Origin of the sequence: Paenibacillus azoreducens (genome assembly GCF_021654775.1) — a bacterium.
Classification (GTDB): Bacteria; Bacillota; Bacilli; order Paenibacillales; family Paenibacillaceae; genus Paenibacillus_AQ; species Paenibacillus_AQ azoreducens.
This window is the reverse complement of sequence record NZ_AP025343.1, coordinates 2,138,985-2,158,217: the sequence shown is the minus strand read 5'-3', so window position 1 is coordinate 2,158,217 and position 19,233 is coordinate 2,138,985. Positions and strand designations below refer to the sequence as shown.

At 52.0% G+C, this 19,233-nt stretch carries 16 protein-coding genes and 1 pseudogene; 6 read left to right on the top strand and 11 right to left on the bottom strand.

Annotation, left to right across the window (positions count from 1 at the left end; translation table 11 throughout):
• The first annotated feature begins 38 nt into the window (after positions 1–38).
• Genes gcvT through gcvPB form a run of 3 tightly spaced genes read left to right on the top strand, consistent with a single transcriptional unit; the run spans position 39 to position 3,963 of the window.
• Entirely contained in the window at positions 39–1,160 is a 1,122-nt protein-coding gene (gene gcvT, locus L6442_RS09235; protein WP_212979814.1) for a glycine cleavage system aminomethyltransferase GcvT, read from the top strand.
• Positions 1,157–2,509: an aminomethyl-transferring glycine dehydrogenase subunit GcvPA gene (gene gcvPA, locus L6442_RS09230; protein WP_212979813.1), complete on the top strand. Its 1,353-nt coding sequence runs from the start codon at positions 1,157–1,159 to the stop codon at positions 2,507–2,509. The genes gcvT and gcvPA overlap by 4 nt, the downstream gene beginning before the upstream one ends.
• A complete protein-coding gene (gene gcvPB / locus L6442_RS09225; protein ID WP_212979812.1) occupies positions 2,506–3,963 on the top strand; it encodes an aminomethyl-transferring glycine dehydrogenase subunit GcvPB in 1,458 nt (485 codons plus the stop codon). The genes gcvPA and gcvPB overlap by 4 nt, the downstream gene beginning before the upstream one ends.
• A gap of 176 nt (positions 3,964–4,139) precedes the next feature.
• Here the strand turns inward: gcvPB and L6442_RS09220 are convergent, their stop codons facing one another.
• From L6442_RS09220 to L6442_RS09190, 7 genes are all read right to left on the bottom strand, one after another.
• Positions 4,140–5,666: a flotillin lipid rafts scaffold protein FloT gene (locus tag L6442_RS09220; RefSeq protein ID WP_212979811.1), complete on the bottom strand. Its 1,527-nt coding sequence runs from the start codon at positions 5,664–5,666 to the stop codon at positions 4,140–4,142.
• Entirely contained in the window at positions 5,666–6,202 is a 537-nt protein-coding gene (locus L6442_RS09215; protein WP_212979810.1) for an NfeD family protein, read from the bottom strand. Before L6442_RS09215 ends, L6442_RS09220 begins: the two co-directional genes overlap by 1 nt.
• Before the next feature lie 300 nt (positions 6,203–6,502).
• Positions 6,503–7,135: a GNAT family N-acetyltransferase gene (locus L6442_RS09210; protein WP_212979809.1), complete on the bottom strand. Its 633-nt coding sequence runs from the start codon at positions 7,133–7,135 to the stop codon at positions 6,503–6,505.
• Between the two features lie 343 nt (positions 7,136–7,478).
• Positions 7,479–8,642, bottom strand: coding sequence for an iron-containing alcohol dehydrogenase (locus tag L6442_RS09205; RefSeq protein ID WP_212979808.1), 1,164 nt, complete (start codon positions 8,640–8,642; stop codon positions 7,479–7,481).
• Positions 8,643–8,779: 137 nt separating this feature from the next.
• Positions 8,780–10,372, bottom strand: coding sequence for a UDP-glucose--hexose-1-phosphate uridylyltransferase (locus tag L6442_RS09200; RefSeq protein WP_212979807.1), 1,593 nt, complete (start codon positions 10,370–10,372; stop codon positions 8,780–8,782).
• A 15-nt stretch (positions 10,373–10,387) separates the two neighbouring features.
• Positions 10,388–11,374 (bottom strand): UDP-glucose 4-epimerase GalE, encoded by a 987-nt coding sequence (gene galE, locus L6442_RS09195; RefSeq protein WP_212979806.1) that lies wholly within the window; start codon positions 11,372–11,374, stop codon positions 10,388–10,390.
• 1 nt (position 11,375) lies between these two features.
• Complete coding sequence (locus L6442_RS09190; protein WP_212979805.1) at positions 11,376–12,554, bottom strand: galactokinase; 1,179 nt, start codon at positions 12,552–12,554, stop codon at positions 11,376–11,378.
• Between the two features lie 162 nt (positions 12,555–12,716).
• Here L6442_RS09190 and L6442_RS09185 point away from each other — a divergent pair, with 162 nt between their 5' ends.
• Positions 12,717–13,598 carry an AraC family transcriptional regulator gene (locus L6442_RS09185; RefSeq protein WP_212979804.1) on the top strand — a complete coding sequence of 294 codons (882 nt, stop codon included), beginning with the start codon at positions 12,717–12,719 and terminating at the stop codon, positions 13,596–13,598.
• 87 nt (positions 13,599–13,685) lie between these two features.
• Here L6442_RS09185 and mgrA read toward each other — a convergent pair whose 3' ends face one another.
• From mgrA to L6442_RS09165, 4 genes are all read right to left on the bottom strand, one after another.
• Positions 13,686–14,690 (bottom strand): L-glyceraldehyde 3-phosphate reductase, encoded by a 1,005-nt coding sequence (mgrA, locus tag L6442_RS09180; RefSeq protein ID WP_212979803.1) that lies wholly within the window; start codon positions 14,688–14,690, stop codon positions 13,686–13,688.
• Between the two features lie 51 nt (positions 14,691–14,741).
• Positions 14,742–15,485, bottom strand: coding sequence for an NAD-dependent protein deacylase (locus L6442_RS09175; protein ID WP_212979802.1), 744 nt, complete (start codon positions 15,483–15,485; stop codon positions 14,742–14,744).
• A 178-nt stretch (positions 15,486–15,663) separates the two neighbouring features.
• On the bottom strand, positions 15,664–16,329 hold the full coding sequence (locus tag L6442_RS09170) for a bifunctional 2-keto-4-hydroxyglutarate aldolase/2-keto-3-deoxy-6-phosphogluconate aldolase (RefSeq protein WP_194232289.1): 666 nt from the start codon (positions 16,327–16,329) through the stop codon (positions 15,664–15,666).
• A gap of 128 nt (positions 16,330–16,457) precedes the next feature.
• Positions 16,458–17,426: a sugar kinase gene (locus tag L6442_RS09165; RefSeq protein ID WP_212979801.1), complete on the bottom strand. Its 969-nt coding sequence runs from the start codon at positions 17,424–17,426 to the stop codon at positions 16,458–16,460.
• 192 nt (positions 17,427–17,618) lie between these two features.
• Here L6442_RS09165 and L6442_RS09160 point away from each other — a divergent pair, with 192 nt between their 5' ends.
• On the top strand, positions 17,619–18,653 hold the full coding sequence (locus tag L6442_RS09160; RefSeq protein WP_212979800.1) for an acyltransferase family protein: 1,035 nt from the start codon (positions 17,619–17,621) through the stop codon (positions 18,651–18,653).
• A 144-nt stretch (positions 18,654–18,797) separates the two neighbouring features.
• Positions 18,798–19,097: pseudogene (locus L6442_RS09155) on the top strand (KGG domain-containing protein); the annotation flags it as partial.
• Between the last annotated feature and the right edge of the window lie 136 nt (positions 19,098–19,233).

Here is a 19,233-nt window from a genome sequence, read left to right as displayed (position 1 = left end):
CTCTTTTTAAAAATGTGAATAGAGAAGGAGATGGAAACGTGTCCGAGCTGAAACGTACCCCGCTTTACCCTCTGTATGCCGAAATCCCTGGCGTGCGGTGCATCGATTTTGGCGGTTGGGAGCTGCCGGTCCAGTTTAGCGGCATTCATAAAGAGCATGAGGCCGTTCGTGAAGCCGCCGGTTTATTCGATGTGTCCCATATGGGAGAGTTTATGGTGAGCGGTCCGGAGGCCGAAAGCTTTATTCAGTACATGACCGTCAATGATGTAACTAAACTCGAACCCGGCCAGGCGCAGTACAGTGCCCTGTGTTATCCGGACGGAGGCGTCGTTGATGATTTGCTGATTTACAAGCTGGAAGAGCAGTCTTACATGCTTGTCGTCAACGCATCCAACATCGACAAAGACTGGGAATGGCTGCAGCAGCATCTGAAAAATGGAGTTCAAATGACCAATCAATCCGACGAAACGGCTCTTCTCGCGATCCAAGGACCTAAAGCGGAGGAAATTCTGAATCCCCTCGTAGATGCGGATCTGTCAGCGCTCGGTTCGTTTCACTTCCTGCAAAATGTAAACTTGTTCGGCGCATCCGTCCTTATCTCGCGCACAGGTTATACCGGTGAAGACGGATTTGAAATTTACCTTAAAGCGGCGGATGCTCCCACTGTATGGAGAGGATTGTTCGAGCATGGAGAAGCGCACGGACTGCTGCCCGCAGGACTCGGCGCCCGCGATACGCTCCGGTTTGAAGCGAAGCTGCCGCTTTATGGCCAGGAACTGTCCAAAGAAATCTCCCCGCTGGAAGGCGGCATCGGCTTTTTCGTGAAGCTGAACCAAGAGGATGATTTTATCGGCAAACAAGCGCTACAGCAGCAAAAAAGCAGCGGCGTTCCGCGGAAACTGGTCGGCGTGGAAATGATTGACCGCGGCATCCCGCGTTCCCATTATCCTGTTTATGCCGGCGACACGCAGATCGGTGAAATCACTACCGGAACCCAATCGCCAACCCTCAAACGCAACCTGGGCCTTGCTTTGATTGACAGCAATCATGCCGCGACCGGCACGCAGGTTGAAGTGGAAATACGCGGCAAACGTCTGAAAGCCGAAGTTGTAAGCACGCCTTTTTACAAAAGAGCCCGAAAAGGAGCTGACTCCAAGTGAAACATCGTTATTTGCCCATGACCGAGCAGGATCAGCAGGAAATGCTGAAAACCGTCGGACTGAACTCCATCGAAGATTTGTTCAAGGATATCCCGGACGAAATCCGGTTTAAAGGCGAACTGCCCGTATCCAAAGGTCTGGACGAATATGCCCTTACTACCCACTTGTCCGCCCTTGCCGCCAAAAACGCCAATACCGACCAATACCCAAGCTTCCTTGGCGCCGGACTTTATGACCATCATATTCCGTCCGTGATCAACCATGTGGTATCGAGATCGGAATTTTATACCGCCTATACGCCTTATCAAGCCGAAGTAAGCCAAGGCGAGCTGCAGGCCATATTCGAGTTCCAATCCTATATTTGCGAACTTACGGGCATGGCTGTTGCCAATGCCAGCATGTATGACGGCGCGACAGCCCTTGCTGAAGCCGGTTCACTGGCAAGTGCGGCTACCAAGCGCAGCAAGCTCGTGATCTCCTCTGCCGTTCATCCGGAATCCAGACAGGTGATTCACACCTATGCCCATGGTCTCGGACTCGACATCGTGGAAGTTGGCACCAAAAATGGCGTAACGGACATGGAAGAACTGGCCAAGGTTGTCACAGGCGATACCGCCGCCGTTCTGGTGCAAAACCCGAACTTCTTCGGTTCGGTTGAAGATCTCGCTGCGATCGGCAACCTGATCCATGCCCACAAAGGCCTCATGGTTGTAAGCACCAATCCATTGTCGCTGGGACTTCTGGAAGCACCCGGCAAGCTTGGCGCCGATATCGTGGTGGGAGACGCCCAACCGCTTGGCATTGCAGCTTCGTTAGGCGGTCCGACTTGCGGATTTTTCGCCGTATCCAAGGATCATATGCGCAGAATGCCGGGACGGATTGTCGGCCAGACGGTCGACCGGAACGGCAAACGCGGTTTTGTGCTGACGCTGCAGGCCCGTGAACAGCATATCCGCCGTGAAAAAGCGACCTCGAATATCTGTTCGAACCAGGCGCTGCTTGCGCTTTGCGCCTCCGTATATTTGTCGGTGATGGGCAAACAGGGACTGATCGATGTCGGCAAACTTAACTTGCAAAAAAGCCATTACGCCGCAGATCGGCTGACCAAAGTGCCTGGCGTGACGCTGGCGTATACGGCTCCATATTTTAATGAATTTGTAATCAAGCTTCCTGGCGGCGCATCCGTTTCCGACGTCAACAAGAAGCTGCTCAAGGAAGGTTTTCTTGGAGGTTATGACCTTGGCCGCTCGTATCCGGAGCTTGAAGGACATATGCTGATCGCCGTGACCGAACGCAGAACCAAAGAACAGATTGACCAATTCGCATCACTGCTGGAGGGCTGTTTATGATACAGGAAAAAGCATTGATATTTGAACTGAGCCATCCCGGACGTATCGCATACTCCCTGCCGGAACTCGACGTGCCGGAGCTGGAAGCGGAATCCGTCATTCCGGCCTCCATGCTGCGCAGCGAGCCGGCGGCTTTGCCTGAAGTATTCGAAGTTGATGTTATCCGCCACTATACCGAGCTTTCCCGCCGCAATTTCGGCGTGGACAACGGATTTTATCCGCTTGGCTCCTGCACGATGAAATACAATCCGAAAGTCAATGAAGATGTAGCGCGCTACCCGGGATTCGCCAAACTCCATCCTTATCAGCCCGAAGAAAGCATCCAAGGCGCACTCCAGCTGTTGTATCAGCTGCAGCAGGATTTGGCGGGGCTTACCGGCATGGATGCCGTAACGCTGCAGCCGGCCGCCGGCGCACATGGCGAATGGACCGGCCTCATGATGATCCGCGCATACCATGAAAGCCGCGGAGAGCAGCGCGACAAGGTGATCGTGCCGGACTCGTCGCATGGTACGAATCCGGCCAGCGCTTCCGTTGCCGGGCTGCAAACCATCACGATCCCGTCCACGGACAAAGGACTGGTCGACTTGGATGCGCTGCGCGCAGCAGTCGGCAGCGACACGGCTGCCCTGATGCTGACCAATCCGAACACGCTCGGCCTGTTCGAAGAGCAGATCCAGGAAATAGCCGCAATCGTTCACGAAGCCGGCGGGCTTCTGTACTACGACGGCGCTAATTCCAACGCCATCATGGGCATCACCCGCCCTGGCGACATGGGCTTTGACGTTGTGCATTTGAACCTGCACAAAACGATGAGCACGCCGCATGGCGGCGGCGGTCCCGGCGCAGGCCCGGTCGGCGTAAAAAGTCTGCTCACGCCGTTCCTGCCGCGACCGTACGTTACGAAAACAGAAGAAGGCCTCTTTACGCTGGAAGGCGCTAACGAGCAATCGATCGGCCGCGTAAAAGCTTATTACGGCAATTTCGGCATTCTGGTCCGGGCGTATACGTACATGCGTAGCTATGGTCCTGAAGGCTTGCGCCGCGTATCGGAATGCGCCGTGCTGAACGCCAACTACATGATGAAACGTCTTGAACCTTATTTTGATATTCCGTATCCAGGCATCTGCAAACACGAGTTCGTGATGTCTGGCACGCCGCTGAAGCAATATGGTGTGCGTACTCTGGATGTAGCCAAACGCCTGCTTGATTTCGGCTACCATCCGCCAACCATCTACTTCCCGCTTAATGTGGAAGAATGTATCATGATCGAACCGACGGAAACCGAAAGCAAAGATACGCTGGATGCGTTTATCGATACGATGATCCAAATCGCCAAGGAAGCCGAGGAGCAGCCGGAGCTGCTTCTGAATGCACCTTACGATACGCCGGTTACCCGTCTGGACGAAACGACGGCCGCGCGCAAGCCGGTGCTGAATTGCGCCTGCAGCTAAGCTAAAGGGCCTCTGATCGCGCTACAAGAACCGCCAAAAATGGCGCCGCAAGGGATGAATCCCTGCGGCGCCATTTTTTGTTGATCGACCAACGCTTGCGCATGGAACGGAAGCCTTCACGGCTTTATCCCATGCCTTCTTGATACATCAATTTCTATTGCGTACTATACGGCGAATTAATCTTCCTGCGCCGCCCCCGCTTCGAGATTCACCAGCTCGCGTTCCTGCTGGGCCACGACCGGAGCAGGTTTCGATTTTCCCGTCAAGTTTTTGATCAACCCTTCAACATCGATGCCGGATACGTTTTTCAGCATCTCCGGTGCGGTGGACATCAGTTCGGTCACATAGTTGCTCACGCGGGCCGCGCCTTCGCCTTTTCCCGTATCCACGACCGTAAGCTTGTCGATCGAGGAAATCGGCTGCGCGATTTTCCCTGCCAAATCAGGCAGCATCTTGACGATAATGTCGAGCACGGCTGCTTCTCCGAATTTCTGGAACGCTTCCGCGAGTTTTTCCTTCGCTTCGGCTTCGGCCAGACCGCGCAAGCGGATAACCTCGGCTTCGGCGGTACCTTTGGCCCGCTCCGCATCGGCAATTGCCTGACCTTCCAGACGTTTCTGTTCTGCTGATGCTTTGGCCTGCGTTTCAATGGAATACTGCAATGCGTCGGCCTCGCGCATTTTACGCGCTTTATCCGCTTCGGCCGCCTGCTCGACAGCGTAACGGTCGGCATCCGCTTTTTTCTTCACTTCGGCGTCGTATTGCTTTTGCCGAACCATAATTTCTTTTTCCTGCAAGTCGATTTCGCGTTCCTTGCGGACCAGTTCGACCTTCATCTGTTCTTCGACCATCGTTTGCTTGGCGCGGGCTTCCTGGATATGGTATGCCTGGTCGGCTTCAGCCTTGGCAGTGTCCTGATCTTTCTTAAAGGACGCGACCTTCAGCTCTTTTTCCTTCGTGGCTTCGGCAATGTTCGTATCGCGCAGCAACTCGGCCTTCTGCCCCTGCTCTTCGGCATTCGCCTTTTGAATCCGTGCGTCCCGCATTGCTTCGGCCTCCGCGATTTCGGCATCCCGCTTCACCGCTGCTATCCGGGGTTTGCCGAGCGCATCCAGATATCCCTGCTTGTCGCGGACATCCTTGATCGTAAAGGAGACGATCTGCAGCCCCATTTTCTTCAAATCACGGGCCGCCACGCCTTGAACCTCCTGCGCGAACTTGTCGCGGTTCCGGTACACTTCCTCCACGGTCATGGAGCCGAGAATCGCCCGCAGATGGCCTTCCAGCACCTCTTGGGCTTCACCCTTCAGCGCATCAATCGGTTTGCCGATAAATTGTTCCGCCGCCGTCGCGACGTCCTCGATCGAACCGCCAACCTTGATGATGGCTACGCCGTCGGCAATAACCGGAACCCCCTGTTCGGTATAAACCTCCGGGGTTGAAACATCCAACTTGTGGGAAAGTAAGGAGATAAACTCCGACCGCTGAAAAACCGGTAAAATAAAGGCTCCGCCCCCACGGACGATCTTGATTTTGCGCCCTGATTCATCCTCCGAAATATTTTTGCTTCCCAAAAAGGAACCCGTTACGATCATGGCTTCATCCGGACCTACCGTTTTGTAGCGGGCCCAGAAAGCCAATCCCAAAATAATGATAACCCCGACAACGATGATTGGGATAAGCAGGTAATCAGGCAAATCCATCAAACCACATCTCCTCTTTTCTCGTCTAATTTGGTAACACGCAATACCCCGTCATGTACGTCAACGACGACAATCCTTGTGCCGGCAGCAAGCACGCAGCGTTCGAGACTTGAAGCGATATGCACGGTGTTCCCGGCCCCGAGCTTGATCATGACCTCGCCGAAACCCGATTCGGGAATCGGTATGGTGACCTCGCCAATGCGGCCCGAAAGTTCGCGGATGGAATATGCGGTGGAGTTTTCACTGTTGTTCATGGGCTTGACATAAAAGAAAAAAACAAGCGCCGCAATCACTATGGCAAGGACCGCCGATATCAACACCACCGCTGCATTGCTCCAGCTCGTGTAATGCGTAAGCAAAATGCCCGCTCCGCCAAACACCGTCACTGCGCTTGCGATGACCATCGGTTTCAGGAAATCGACCGACAAAAAGTCGAGCAGCCCGTCAAGGGCATGGCTGACCAGATCGCCCAAAACGACGCTGACCACCGCAAACAGGATTCCGCCTGCCAGACAGCTCCAAAAAAGCGTTTCCATGGTAGCATCCTCCCAAACCCTGGATTTTGCAAAATTCGGTTCCGCTTCCGGATGAAATATACAGGGCAAGTAAAACGGATTTTGGCCTGTATATCGACCTTAGAAAGTCGCTTTTTGGATTTTTGCAAAATCCTAATTTTCAATCTGCCTATAATCAATTTCATACTGCCAAACACTCGGCATTTTATCCATTATGAAATTGATTCTATATAAGGATATACGTAATAAGGTTCGATCTTGTTTCAAATTTTTCCTGCCGGAAAAAATTCTGGGCACGAAATATGGGAATCCGAAAGATTGTTAATACAAAAAACTTCTCCGAAAACGCATACGGTCAAATTTCTCTATGGACGATAGCGGCACATCCTTGCCGATACGGACCATCAGGCAGTTCGCCGGATGGGAACATATTTCCGGGTCGTCTGTGTCATATCTGAACATGTCGACATGTTTCAACAATTGTTCCGTCATCCGGCGGTAATCCCATGCGCTGAGCTTACTGTTATGTATATCCCAATATTCGTAATATTCGGTTGCAAATACGATTGCATCCTCCATTTGACCGCCCTCAAAAGAAAGCAGCATCATTTCTTTCCCCAACCCGAGCATGCGGTAAGAACCGGCTACCTCAATGGCTCCGAATTCGATCAAATCATCCATATTCCGTTCCGACCAAGGACTTTGTTCATCCGGATAATGAAACGTAACATAGCCGACAATGGTTTGGCCGTCGCGTGCTAAAATAATTCTGCCTTCCAATAGCCTTGCAATCTCTTCAAGCGCCTGCTTCTGGTCCTGTGGGTGACGGAATGCATTTAGTTCTGGGTGCATGCGCATAACCCGCAGTTGTTCCGGAGATACAGGTCCTTCCACCACAATCAGCCGATTTTGATATTGCAGGGATTTGGCATGATATCTCTTTTTATGCTCCATAGCGGTCCCACCTTCGTTTTTTCAAATTCTTCGCATGACGCTTTTACATCCTGATTATCGTCCATTTCACGGAAACCAACTTATTTCTGTAGTTCAAATGATCGACGGGTATGATGAATTTAAGATGGATTATGTCTAAAAATTTGATGGCCGGGGCAATCTGGTGTATGCGTTTTCAAAATTTCTGCCATTAAATCTGAGCAATAAAAATCTGGACACTTCCATTATACCTAATTGTCCCATTTTTTTACATAAGCTAAATTGTTTGATGCTTTACGAGAAAAGCTATATGAATGATCAGCAAAAAGGGCCTCCTCGCGGAAAGCCCCTTTGTCGCTATTTGTTACAAAGACATCTTGTAAATCTCAACGACGTCTTCTTTATTTAAGGTACTAAATCTGCCGAATGGTCCGAAACGGACGGTTTTCTCGGCCATAACTTCGAGTTGGCTGTCATCGATATCATAGTCGGCAAGGCGGCTCGGCGCGCCAATGGAACTCCAGAAGTCGCGCAGTGCCTGAATGCCCTCAAGCCCGGCTTCTTCGTCGGTTTTGCCTGCCGGGTCGATATGGAATACATTGACTGCAAGCTGCTTAAACCGTCCCGGATTCACATGCAGATTGTATTTCATCCAGTTCGGGAACAGGATCGCCAGGCCGCCGCCATGCGGAATATCATATACCGCCGAAACGGCGTGCTCGATGTTGTGCGTCGCCCAATCCCCGGCATACCCCATATTCAATACGCCGTTCAGCGCCATCGTGCCGCAGTACATAATCGTCGAACGGTCTTCATAATTTTCCAGATCATGGATCAGTCGGGGTGCCGTGTCGATCACGGTCCGCAGAATCGTTTCGCAAAAACCGTCCTGAACCGGCGTGTTTGTTTCCTTATGGAAATAATGCTCTAACACATGGGACATCATATCGACCATCCCATAGACCGTTTGGTCTTTTGGCAGCGTGAAGGTAAGAACGGGATCCAGGATAGAAAAAGCGGGGTACGCATAAGGGCTGCCCCAACCCATTTTTTCCTGCGTTTTTTCGTTCGTGATAACCGAACCGCCGTTCATTTCGGATCCTGTCGCTGCAATCGTCAGCACGGTGCCAAGCGGGAGCGCATCTTTCGCAACCGCCTTGCGCTCCACGAAATCCCACATGTCACCGTCGTATTTGGCCCCAACGGCGATTGCCTTCGCACAGTCAATGACGCTGCCGCCGCCGACGGCCAAGATCAGGTCAATATTATGTTCACGGCACAGGTCTACACCTTTATGCACCGTCGATAAACGCGGATTCGGTTCAACACCGCTCAGCTCGGTTACCTGGGCGCCGATTTCCTTCAGCAGGGCGTTAACGTTGTCATACAGGCCGCTGCGTTTGATGCTGCCTCCGCCGTATACGAGCAGGACATTTTTTCCGTATTTCGGGACTTCTGTTTTTAATGCATCCAGTTTGCCTTTACCGAAAATCAGCTTGGTCGGATTATGAAATTCAAATGAATTCACTCTCACATCGCCTCCCGAAGTCAACATATAAATGGTACCTATCCATTATAATGCTTCATCCGGAACAAAAACAAACCGCCCTTCCCTTAACGCAGGGAGTTCGGGCGGTTTTCGTATAAGTCAGAGGTTATATCATATTACTCAACCGGACGGCATCCAAGATGCGATACGAAGCGCCGGAATGCTTCTTGCCCGGCCTCCGTTCTTTTATATACGCCTGCATGGCCCAATATTTCCACGAAAATGCTGCCGACTTCGGACTGCACGAGCTTCCAAGCCTCTTCCTTGCTGCGGCTTCTGCCATACTTCGCAATTAGCTCCATAATCCACGGTTTATGCTGGGCAAGCGAAGGGTTCTCCTGCCTTACCAGGGTATCGTAAAGCTCGGTGTCACCGGCAAGGATATCGGCCGTAAGATCCAGTTCCTCCTTAAGGCGTCCCGGCAAAATCGCCAGGCCCATCACTTCAATCAGGCCGATATTTTCCTTCTTGATATGATGCATTTCTTCATGCGGATGAAAAATGCCTGCCGGATATTCTTCGCTGGTCCGGTTGTTTCGCAGAACCAGGTCCATTTCATAACTTCCGTCCGGCGTACGGTGTGCGATCGGCGTAACCGTATTATGCGGCACCTTGTTTGCGCCTTCACCGCTGAATGCCAGGATATCCGCGTCCGGATCGCTGTACTGCTTCCAGTCTTCATAGATCTTATTGGCTAGTTCCAGCAAAATTTCCTTATCCGTGCCGGTCAGACGGAGCACGGACATCGGCCATTTCACGATGCTGGCCGTTGTCCCCGCATAATCGGGATGGCTAAAGACCGCTTCCTTAGGCGCTGTTTGAATCGGGAAAGTATGCCGTCCCCCCTGAAAATGATCATGGGTCAGAATCGAGCCGCCGACAATCGGAAGATCGGCATTGGAACCGATAAAATAATGCGGGTAAACATCCACGAATTCGAGCAGGCGCCGCAAGGTGTCTTTGGTCAGCTTCATCGGCACATGGTCATGATGGAACACGATGCAGTGCTCATTGTAATACACGTAAGGCGAATATTGGAAGAACCATGGTTCCCCATTCAACGTGAGCGGAATCGTCCGGAGGTTCTGGCGAGCCGGGTGGTTAACCCGTCCGGCATACCCGACATTTTCGCGGCACAGCAGACACTTCGGATAGACCGGAGGCGGCAGCAGCTTCGCCATGGCGATTTCCTTCGGGCTCTTTTCCGGTTTGGATAAATTGATGGTCATCTCAATGACACCGTATTCGGATTCGTGCTCCCAGTAGACATTTTTGCTCACGCGATCCATGCGGATGTAATTGCTGTCAATCGATAGCTGGTAGAAGCGGTTGGTCGCCGCCTCGATGCCATGTGCATGCGCCAAACGGTTGAATTCCCGCAGCATCTCCGAAGGACGGGCCAGCAAATTCCCCATGATTTTGGCATTCAAAAGATCGCGGTAAGTGTCCGTATTCTCCGGAAACAGGCCGATACCAAAAGCATAATCGATCAAAATATCCAGCGCGGGCTGCGGACCCTCAAGCTGTTCCGGCTCCTCTTCCCCGAGATAGGGCTCGCTGAAGCCGAACATCTCCAGCAGCAGATTGCGGGCGTAATCTTCGTCCACGGATTCAATCAATCCACGCTCGAGCGCAAAGTGAACCAATTGCTCAATTGCGGTCAGAGCTTTAGTTTGTTCTGTCGTTCTGGCTGTTGCGGATACAGTCACTTCTTCTCCCCCTTACTAGTCTCCGTAACCATGCGGGTGGCTTTGGTGCCAACTCCATGCGCTTTGAATGATGTCTTCCAGCTTGTCGCGGGTCGGGTTCCATCCAAGCACTTCCCTCGCCTTTTGGGAGGAGGCGACCAGTACTGCCGGATCCCCGGCGCGGCGCGGCTGGATGACTACAGAAATCTCAAGCCCGGTCACCTTTTTGGCCGTTTCAATGACCTCCTTCACCGAGAAGCCCGAGCCGATGCCAAGATTAAACACGTTGCTGCTCTCGCCTTTGCGCAAATAATCCACCGCACGCAGGTGGGCATCAGCCAAATCGCTTACATGGATGTAATCGCGGACACAGGTTCCATCCTCTGTCGGATAATCGTCCCCGAACACTGCGATGCTTTCGCGCTGCTTGAGCGCAGTTTGCAGCACCAGCGGGATCAGATGGCTTTCCGGGCGGTGATCTTCGCCGATTTTGCCGCTGTCATGCGCGCCTGCCGCATTGAAATAACGCAAGGCGACGTATTTGATGCCCAGAACCTGATCGAACCAGGACATCATCCGCTCCATCATCAGCTTTGTTTCGCCATAAACGTTGGTCGGCTGCGTCCGGTCGCTTTCCATAATCGGCACGCGTTCCGGTTCGCCATAAGTCGCCGCGGTGGAAGAAAAAACGATTCGGCGCACTCCGGCGGCATCCATCGCTTCCAGCAGGCAAAGCGTTCCAAAAACATTGTTGTCGTAATATTTGACCGGCTTTTGCATGCTTTCGCCCACTAGCGAATTGGCCGCAAAATGAATGACAGCATCGATGTTGTTTTCGCTAAACAGTTTGGAAAGCAGCTCTTTGTCCCGCAAATCGCCTTCATACAGTTTGCCGCCAAGCAGCGCATCGCGGTGTCCTGTTTGCAGATTATCCAGCACGACAACTTCTTCGCCGCGCGCAAGCAATGCAGCTACCGTATGGGAACCGATATATCCCGCTCCACCTGTTACCAGAATCGCCATCTCATTTATCCTCCTTCAGTTCTTTTACTCCGTCGCCCGTACCGCACACATAAAACTCCGCTCGAAGTCCCGTGCGTTTTTCATAGGCCTGGCCCACCTGCTGCACGAACAGGTCGACATCTTCCTCATGTACAAGGGATACCGTGCAGCCGCCAAAACCTGCGCCGGTCATGCGGGCGCCAAGCGTTCCCGGAATGCGCTGCGCTTCCTCGACCATGACATCCAGCTCCTCGCAGCTGACCTCATACAAATCCCTCAGCGAAGCATGCGACTCGTTCATCAGCTTGCCGAACCGCATCAGATCGTTGTTTTTCAAGGCTTCAACCGAATCCAAAACCCGCTGATTTTCCTCAACGACATGTTTGGCCCGCCGTCTGACCGTTTCGTCCGTAAGATGTGCCTGGAGCGTGCTGAACTGCTCGGGTTTCAGCTGCGCCAAAAATTGGAGCGTGCCCATTTCCTTTTTCAAAATGTCCAATGCCGTTTCGCACTGCTGTCTGCGTTCATTGTATGCCGAATCCACGAGCCCTCTGCGCTTGTTCGTATTGCCGATGACGATTTTATAAGCCCCTGTACTGAAAGGTACATGTTTATATTCCAGCGTATCGCACATCAGCAGGATAGCATGATCCTGCTTGCCGTTCGCCACGGCAAATTGGTCCATAATGCCGCAGTTGACGCCGACGTACTCGTTCTCGGCCTTCTGCGATAGAAGCGCGATCTGTACGGTGTCGGCAGTGCAACCTTCCATCGTTTGCAGCGCGAATCCCGTCACCACTTCAATCGAGGCGGATGAAGAAAGGCCGGCTCCGTTCGGAATTTCGCCATGATAAAGCAGATCGTATCCCTTCGTGACCGGGCAGCCGGATTTTTTATTTTCCACCATGACGCCGATGGCGTAGTCGACCCATTCCCCGGTTTTTTTATTGCCCAATTCTTTCAGGCTAAACTCATATTCATATGGAAAATTGGTTGTGGCAAGTCTGATCGTTTCATCCTCCCGTCGGCGGACCAGCAGCGTCGTCCCAAACTCGAGCGCGGCAGGCAAAACATAACCTCCGTTATAATCGATATGCTCCCCGATCAGATTCACGCGCCCGGGAGCCAAAAATGCCCGTATCTCGTTTCCGTTGTCTCCGTATTTTTCGATAAACCGCTGTTTAAGCGAATTCAAATCCATTTGCGATGCACCCATCCTTTCCTTATGGTTACTTTCTGATTTGATTATAAAAATAAAACACCGTGTCTGTTAATGCAATTATGTTTGTTCAATATGGATATATGTGACTTTGGCGCTTATAATTGTTGATATACGACATTATCGAAAAAAGGAGTCCTTCTTATGCCCATTCAGGAAACCTACAGCGTGGCATCCAATCCCGTCTATCATGATCAAAGCCCGCTGCATGTGCTGTTCGCTGGTGAAAGCCAGACCAAACCGCTGCATATCGTCGGACCCAAAATATACGATTACTATTTGCTGCATTACGTGGAGAGCGGCCGGGGCCAATTCCGGTCCGAACAGCATTTCTATGAGCTGGGGGAAGGCAGCTGCTTTCTGATTCATCCCGGCCGGCTGATCAGCTATGCCTCGGATGTAAGCGACCCGTGGCGCTACCGCTGGATGGCGTTCTCCGGAAGCGATGCCAAAACTCTCGTTGAAAACGCCGGTTTTACGGGAGGCCAGTGCGTGCTGTTCACCGGCCCGGAAAGCCTGATTCCATCGTCTATCAGCCATATATCAAACGCCTTTTACAGCAAAAAGGAAAGCGCCGATATGGCGGCGCTCGGTTATCTGTATCTTATGTTTTCCGAAGCCCGGGAAATTCTGGCGAGCGAAATCCGTCTGACAGGGATCGAGTCCCAGGTTCAGCGGACAGTCAAACAGATGATCCACTACTTATCCGCCCAATACGCACATCCGGTCTCGATCGAACAAATGAGCGAAAGTCTCGGATATAACCGCGCTTACCTGTCCCGCATTTTCAAAAAAGAGACCGGCATGTCCCCCGTGACTTATCTGCTGAAGCTTAGGATCGATAAATCACGCAAGCTGCTGCGGGAACGCCCCGAGCTGTCGATCGAGCAGATCGCAGCCTCAGTCGGACTGACCGACGCGCTTTATTTCTCGCGGCAGTTCAAGCGGCTGTGCGGCCATTCGCCAAGCCAATACCGTGCTCTGGTGGCGGCTTCGCCTGTTTCCATGCACGACTGTCTCGTTTGATTGGGCCCGGGGCCGAATTTCAAAAGCCCGCATCTTCCTTGTCACAGGGATGCGGGCTGGTTGTTTGAATTGGGAACATAGTGATATTTACGACTCGTTTTCTTTTTTCAGGATCGCTTCGATACGGTCCAACTCCTCACGGCTGAACTCCAGATTTTTCAGCGCCGCCACATTGTCCTCGATCTGACTGGCGCGGCTGGCGCCGATCAAAGCCGAAGCCACCTTTCCGCCGCGAAGCACCCAGGCCAGCGCAAGCTGCGCCAGGCTTTGGCCGCGGGCCGCAGCCAGTTGGTTCAATGCGCGGATTTTGCGCAAGGCTTCAGGCGTGATATCATGCGCATTCAGAAAGACGGATGCGCTTGCAGCCCGTGAATCGCCCGGAACGCCGTTTAAATATTTGTTTGTCAGCAGGCCTTGCTGCAGAGGCGTATAGGCGATCGTTCCGACTCCATTTGCTTCAAGCACTTCCTGCAGGCCGTTTTCGATCCAGCGGTTCAGCATCGAATAATTCGGCTGGTGAATTAAAAGCGGAGTCCCCAAGGATTTCAGGATCGAAATCGCTTCCGCGGTTTGCTCGGCCGGGTAGTTGGATATGCCCACATAGAGCGCCTTGCCAGAGCGAACGATATGATCGAGCGCCATCATCGTTTCTTCCAATGGCGTATCCGGGTCATACCGGTGGGAGTAAAAGATATCAACGTAATCCACGCCAAGCCGCTTTAAGCTTTGATCCAAACTTGAGATGAGATATTTGCGGGAGCCCCATTCGCCGTAAGGCCCGGGCCACATATAATACCCGGCCTTCGACGATATGATCAGCTCATCCCGGTAGGCTTGCAGATCCTGCTTCAGGATTTTGCCGAAGGTTTCCTCGGCGGAGCCAGGCGGCGGTCCATAATTATTCGCGAGGTCAAAATGCGTAATTCCGAGGTCAAACGCGCGCGTAACCATGTCCCGGGCATTCTCAAACATATTAACGCCGCCAAAATTATGCCAGAGACCAAGGGAAATGGCTGGAAGCTTGAGTCCCGATCGGCCGCAGCGATTATAAATCATCTCTTCATAACGTGCTTCGCTTGGTGTGTAAGCCATATGAACTCCGCCTTTCTGTATTTGAGGTTGTTCTCTCCCGCCATTTAAGCTTCATATTCGCAGCAGCTGGCCGACCTCTTCCATGACATCTCCGATTTTATCGTTAATGATAAGCCCCGCCTTGCTGTCGTAAGGGGTAGGGTCCAGATTCAGCAGCACCGAACGGCTTCCCCGGAAATAAGAAACCAGTTCCGCAGCCGGATTCACTGTCAGGGAGGTACCACCGATGATCAGCAAATCGGCATGGGCGATTCTATCCATCGAGCTGATGAGGACATGCTGGTCGAGAGCTTCTTCATACAGCACGACATCCGGTTTAATGATCCCTTGGCAGTACGGGCAGCGCGGGACCAGATGCTTGCTGGCCATCACCTTCTCCAGTTCAAAAAAGCGGCGGCAGCCCATGCAATAATTGCGGTGTACCGAACCATGCAGTTCCAAAACTTCCTTGCTGCCGGCCATTTGATGCAATCCGTCAATGTTTTGGGTAACCACGGCCTTCAGCTTGCCCTGCGCCTCCAATTTGGCCAAAAGCCTGTGGCAGCCATTGGGTTTGGCATCGGGATGGAGCATTTTGCCGCGGTAAAAATCAAAAAATATTTCCGGCATCTTGACGAAGAAGGAGCGGCTGAGCATAACCTCAGGCGGATAAGGGGAATGCTGTTCCGTTTGGTACAAACCGGCGGCGGAGCGAAAATCTGGAATGCCGCTTTCCGTCGAGGTACCCGCTCCGCCAAAAAAAACAATATTGTTGCTTTGTTCTATCCAAGAAGCCAATGTTTCAGTCTTCCGCACTCTTTGTGCACCTCCACATATGTTCAAGTTTCATGCCCTTGTCTGCTCTAATTCGAGATTTATCGAAGCTGCAGCTACGTGAACAGCCTGCCGCCCCGAGGGACGGCAGGCTGTTCATCAGCCGCTCGGAAGCGGCTGAAGCAGCCGCATATCAGCCCCGCAGGGCTTCGTACGTGCATTAATTCTGTTTAGCAGCGCGGTAAGCTTGCATATATTGTTCGGACTTGCTCCGCACCAAATCCATATTGCCTGCCTTGACGGCTTCGGTTGTCAAATCAGACCCAATCCCGACAGCCACGGCTCCGCTCTTGATCCAGTCCTGAAGATTCGATAACGATACCCCGCCAGTCGGCATGAAGTTCGCCTGCGGCATCGGCCCTTTCATCGCTTTAATGATGCCCGGTTCATACAGATTTCCCGGGAACAGCTTCACGATATCGACGCCAAGCTCCAGGGCATGCTGTACTTCGGCAACGGTCATCACTCCCGGCATGACCGGCACACGGTACAGATTGCATATTTTAACCGTTTCCGGATTGAGCGACGGCCCAACCACAAATTCGGCCCCAGCCATGATCGCGGCACGAGCGGTTTGAGGCTCCAGCACCGTACCTGCCCCGATGATGGCAAACTTGTCGGAATCCTCCGTTTTCCAGCTGTACAGACGGCTCAGCTTCTCAATCGCCTGCAGGGCCCCAGGCACCGTCAAAGTAACTTCAATAACCTTAATGCCGCCGGCAATGGCCGCTTCGGCCATGGCAACAACTTGATCCGCAGAGTCTCCACGCAAAACCGCCACAACACCACTATCAATGATTTTTTGTAAAACCTGGAGTTTTTTCACAATTATACGCTCCTTTTCACTCATTATATGGAAATCCCGGGACGATGTCTATTGGAATACAACAATCACCGAAATTGTCAATATTTTCACAAAGGTATCTATGTATTCCCCGGACATTCAACGAAATATCATCTTTCAATATGCATTTTGCGCGCCAGCTTGGCCTCAACCTGTTCCCAGGTCGGCAGCGCCTCCCAATCGCCCACCGCTTGAATCACCATCGAACCCGTCAGGTTGCCGAGGCGGACAGCTTCCACCGTCGTATTTCCATTTAACAGACCCGCAATGAACCCCGCGCAGAAGCCATCGCCGGCCCCAACGGTATCCAGCACTTGATCCACCTTGAAATAAGGGACTTCCGTGAGGTTGCCATTCTCCAACACATAGGTCAAATCGGGCCCGCCCTTGATCACGGAAACCGCATTCAAATCCGAGAGCTTTTCAAATACTGCCTCGGCTTCCTCCACGTTGTAAAGAAGCTTTAATTCATCAAGCCCGGGCAGAAAATAATCCGCTTTCTCCGCCAACCGCAGCAATACGCCCCGTGCTTGTTCCAATGTCCACAGTTTCAGCCGCAAATTGGGGTCGAAGCTGATCTTTACGCCAGCGCCGCGCGCTATATCCATCGCTCGCTCAACACATGCCAAGGCCGATGGGCTAATGGCTGCCGTAATGCCTGTCACATGCAAAATTTTAGCGTTTTCAATATACGCCGCATCCAATTGCTCCGGCTGCATTTGGCTTGCTGCGGAAAACTTGCGGTAATAATAAACCGAAGATTTGCCTGCCGTGTTTTCACGGATCATCAGCCCCGTCGGCGTTTCGGCGTTGATCACCGCACGCGATACATCGACGCCTTCGCCGCGAATCGCTTTATATATCATCGTTCCGATCGGATCGCTTCCGAGGGCCCCGAACCAGCCTGCTTGGTGCCCCAATCTGGCCACGCCGATAGCGACATTGCTTTCCGCTCCGCCAAACGATTTATGTAGAGTCGAAGCATATTCCAAACCCCTGGAGTCCTGCGCCGTAAACAATCCCATACTCTCACCGAAAGTAACCAGTTCAGGCGTTAAAGCTGCCTTATCCTGCCGCATTAAAGTCTACTCCTTTCCATATTGAAGTCTCTACCTATTGTCAGCGGAGCGGCTGGGGTTGTCAATACGAAACAAATTCATCACATTGACACACTTGATTTGAATGTTAGCGTTTTCTATTGTGATTAAAATCACAATCCTTTCCTTTAAACCATAGTAGTTTAAAGATGTAATCAATTGGAGGGAGTCATCATGGTAAAGACGTTGCCCAAGCAGGGAGAAACCTATTTTTTGAATTTGCGTTTTATCTTGATTTTGACCGTTTTTATCGGAAATGCCATTGAGCCGTTGATCCATCAAATGGACGGCCTGCATGCGTTATTTCTATGGATTTTTACCTTTCATATGCCGCTGTTTGTATTTGTGACCGGGTATTTCGCCAAAGGCGGGCTTGACGGCACGGCCGGCCGCAAAACACTGCTGCAGATCGGTTTGCAATATATCATTTTTCAAAGCTTGTATTCGTTTCTGGATATGACCGTTTTCCGGGTGGAAAACATTCACCGTTCGTTTTTCGCTCCATACCTGCTGCTCTGGTTTCTGGCCAGCCATATGGGATGGCGTTTGCTGACGCTGGGGATGCGCAAGCTTTCGCCGACCACCCAAGTCGTGATTTCGCTGGCGCTAGGAGTATTGATCGGCTATCTGCCGCTTGACGGGGCCTGGTTAAGTTTCAGCCGGACGTTTGTATACCTGCCCTTTTTCGTGATCGGTTATCATTTTTCGTTTGATGCCTTTGTGCAATTTTTCACCAAGAAAAAAAGAATGATTGCCGCCGCTGCCTCGGCAACGCTGTTTGTCATTATTGCCTTGTGGGGGCTGCAAATGCCGGAAGGTTGGCTTTTCGGCAGCATGACCTTTATGCAGCTTGGACACACCGAATGGTACGCCGGCTTATACCGGCTTGCCTTATACGGGCTGCAATTTGCTTCGGCCGCCGCATTTTTGGCCTGGGTGCCATTCGGGCAAAGCCATCTCACTGATTTGGGGCGGCGTACGCTGTACGTATTCCTGCTGCACGGTTTTATCATCCGTCTGGCCGTTGTGTCGGGCCTTTACAGCTATATCCATCATCCGGCAGCGGCGATGCTGCTGATTGCAGGGGCGGTGCTGTTGGCCGTTGCCCTGGCCCAGCCGATCGTCAGAAAAATGGCCCGGCCTGTGGTCGAACCTCCCGTGACATGGATTTTGCGTCTGGAGCGAATGTCTATCGGCAGAACTTCATAACGGATATTTATATCCTGTTTTTAAGCGATGATTGAAATTTGATAGCGCCCAGCTTTGATCATATTGTGTTTCACTCCGACGAATATGTGGTAAGTAAAAAATGCGCGCAGCTAACAAAAAACATCCACCAAGGAGTGATTTGTAATGGCACGTAATAATGAAACCAAAATGAGCAGAGAAGAAGCAGGACGTATGGGCGGCGAAGCCACTTCCAAAAACCATGACAAGGAATTCTACCAGGAGATCGGACACAAAGGCGGCCAGACGACCGCGAAGACTCATGACAAGGACTTTTATCAGGAAATCGGACGCAAGGGCGGCGAAGCCACCTCCGAAAACCATGACAAGGACTTTTATCAGGAAATCGGACGCAAGGGCGGCGAAGCCACCTCCGAAAACCATGACAAGGAGTTTTATCAAGAGATCGGACGCAAGGGCGGAAAAAACTGATCCGTCTGGATAAACGATCAAAATAAAAGCTAATCAAGGCAGCTCTTTCCTTCACCGGGAGGGGGCTGCCTTTTTTCGTGTCGGCGCATGTTTCCTCCCAGCAGCTTTACGATCATTGCTAGAAAAACCT

Bases quoted from the DNA above. Each gene is read 5' to 3' on its own strand.
- mgrA (WP_212979803.1), bottom strand. From the start codon at position 14,690: ATGGCTTACACACCAAGCGAAGCACGTTATGAAGAGATGATTTATAAT.
- galE (WP_212979806.1), bottom strand. From the start codon at position 11,374: ATGGCGATTCTGGTAACAGGTGGAGCGGGATATATCGGTTCCCATACG.
- L6442_RS09160 (WP_212979800.1), top strand. From the start codon at position 17,619: ATGGTAAAGACGTTGCCCAAGCAGGGAGAAACCTATTTTTTGAATTTG.
- L6442_RS09190 (WP_212979805.1), bottom strand. From the start codon at position 12,554: ATGGATTTGAATTCGCTTAAACAGCGGTTTATCGAAAAATACGGAGAC.
- gcvPB (WP_212979812.1), top strand. From the start codon at position 2,506: ATGATACAGGAAAAAGCATTGATATTTGAACTGAGCCATCCCGGACGT.
- L6442_RS09210 (WP_212979809.1), bottom strand. From the start codon at position 7,135: ATGGAGCATAAAAAGAGATATCATGCCAAATCCCTGCAATATCAAAAT.
- L6442_RS09220 (WP_212979811.1), bottom strand. From the start codon at position 5,666: ATGGATTTGCCTGATTACCTGCTTATCCCAATCATCGTTGTCGGGGTT.
- L6442_RS09215 (WP_212979810.1), bottom strand. From the start codon at position 6,202: ATGGAAACGCTTTTTTGGAGCTGTCTGGCAGGCGGAATCCTGTTTGCG.
- L6442_RS09165 (WP_212979801.1), bottom strand. From the start codon at position 17,426: ATGCGGCAGGATAAGGCAGCTTTAACGCCTGAACTGGTTACTTTCGGT.
- L6442_RS09185 (WP_212979804.1), top strand. From the start codon at position 12,717: ATGCCCATTCAGGAAACCTACAGCGTGGCATCCAATCCCGTCTATCAT.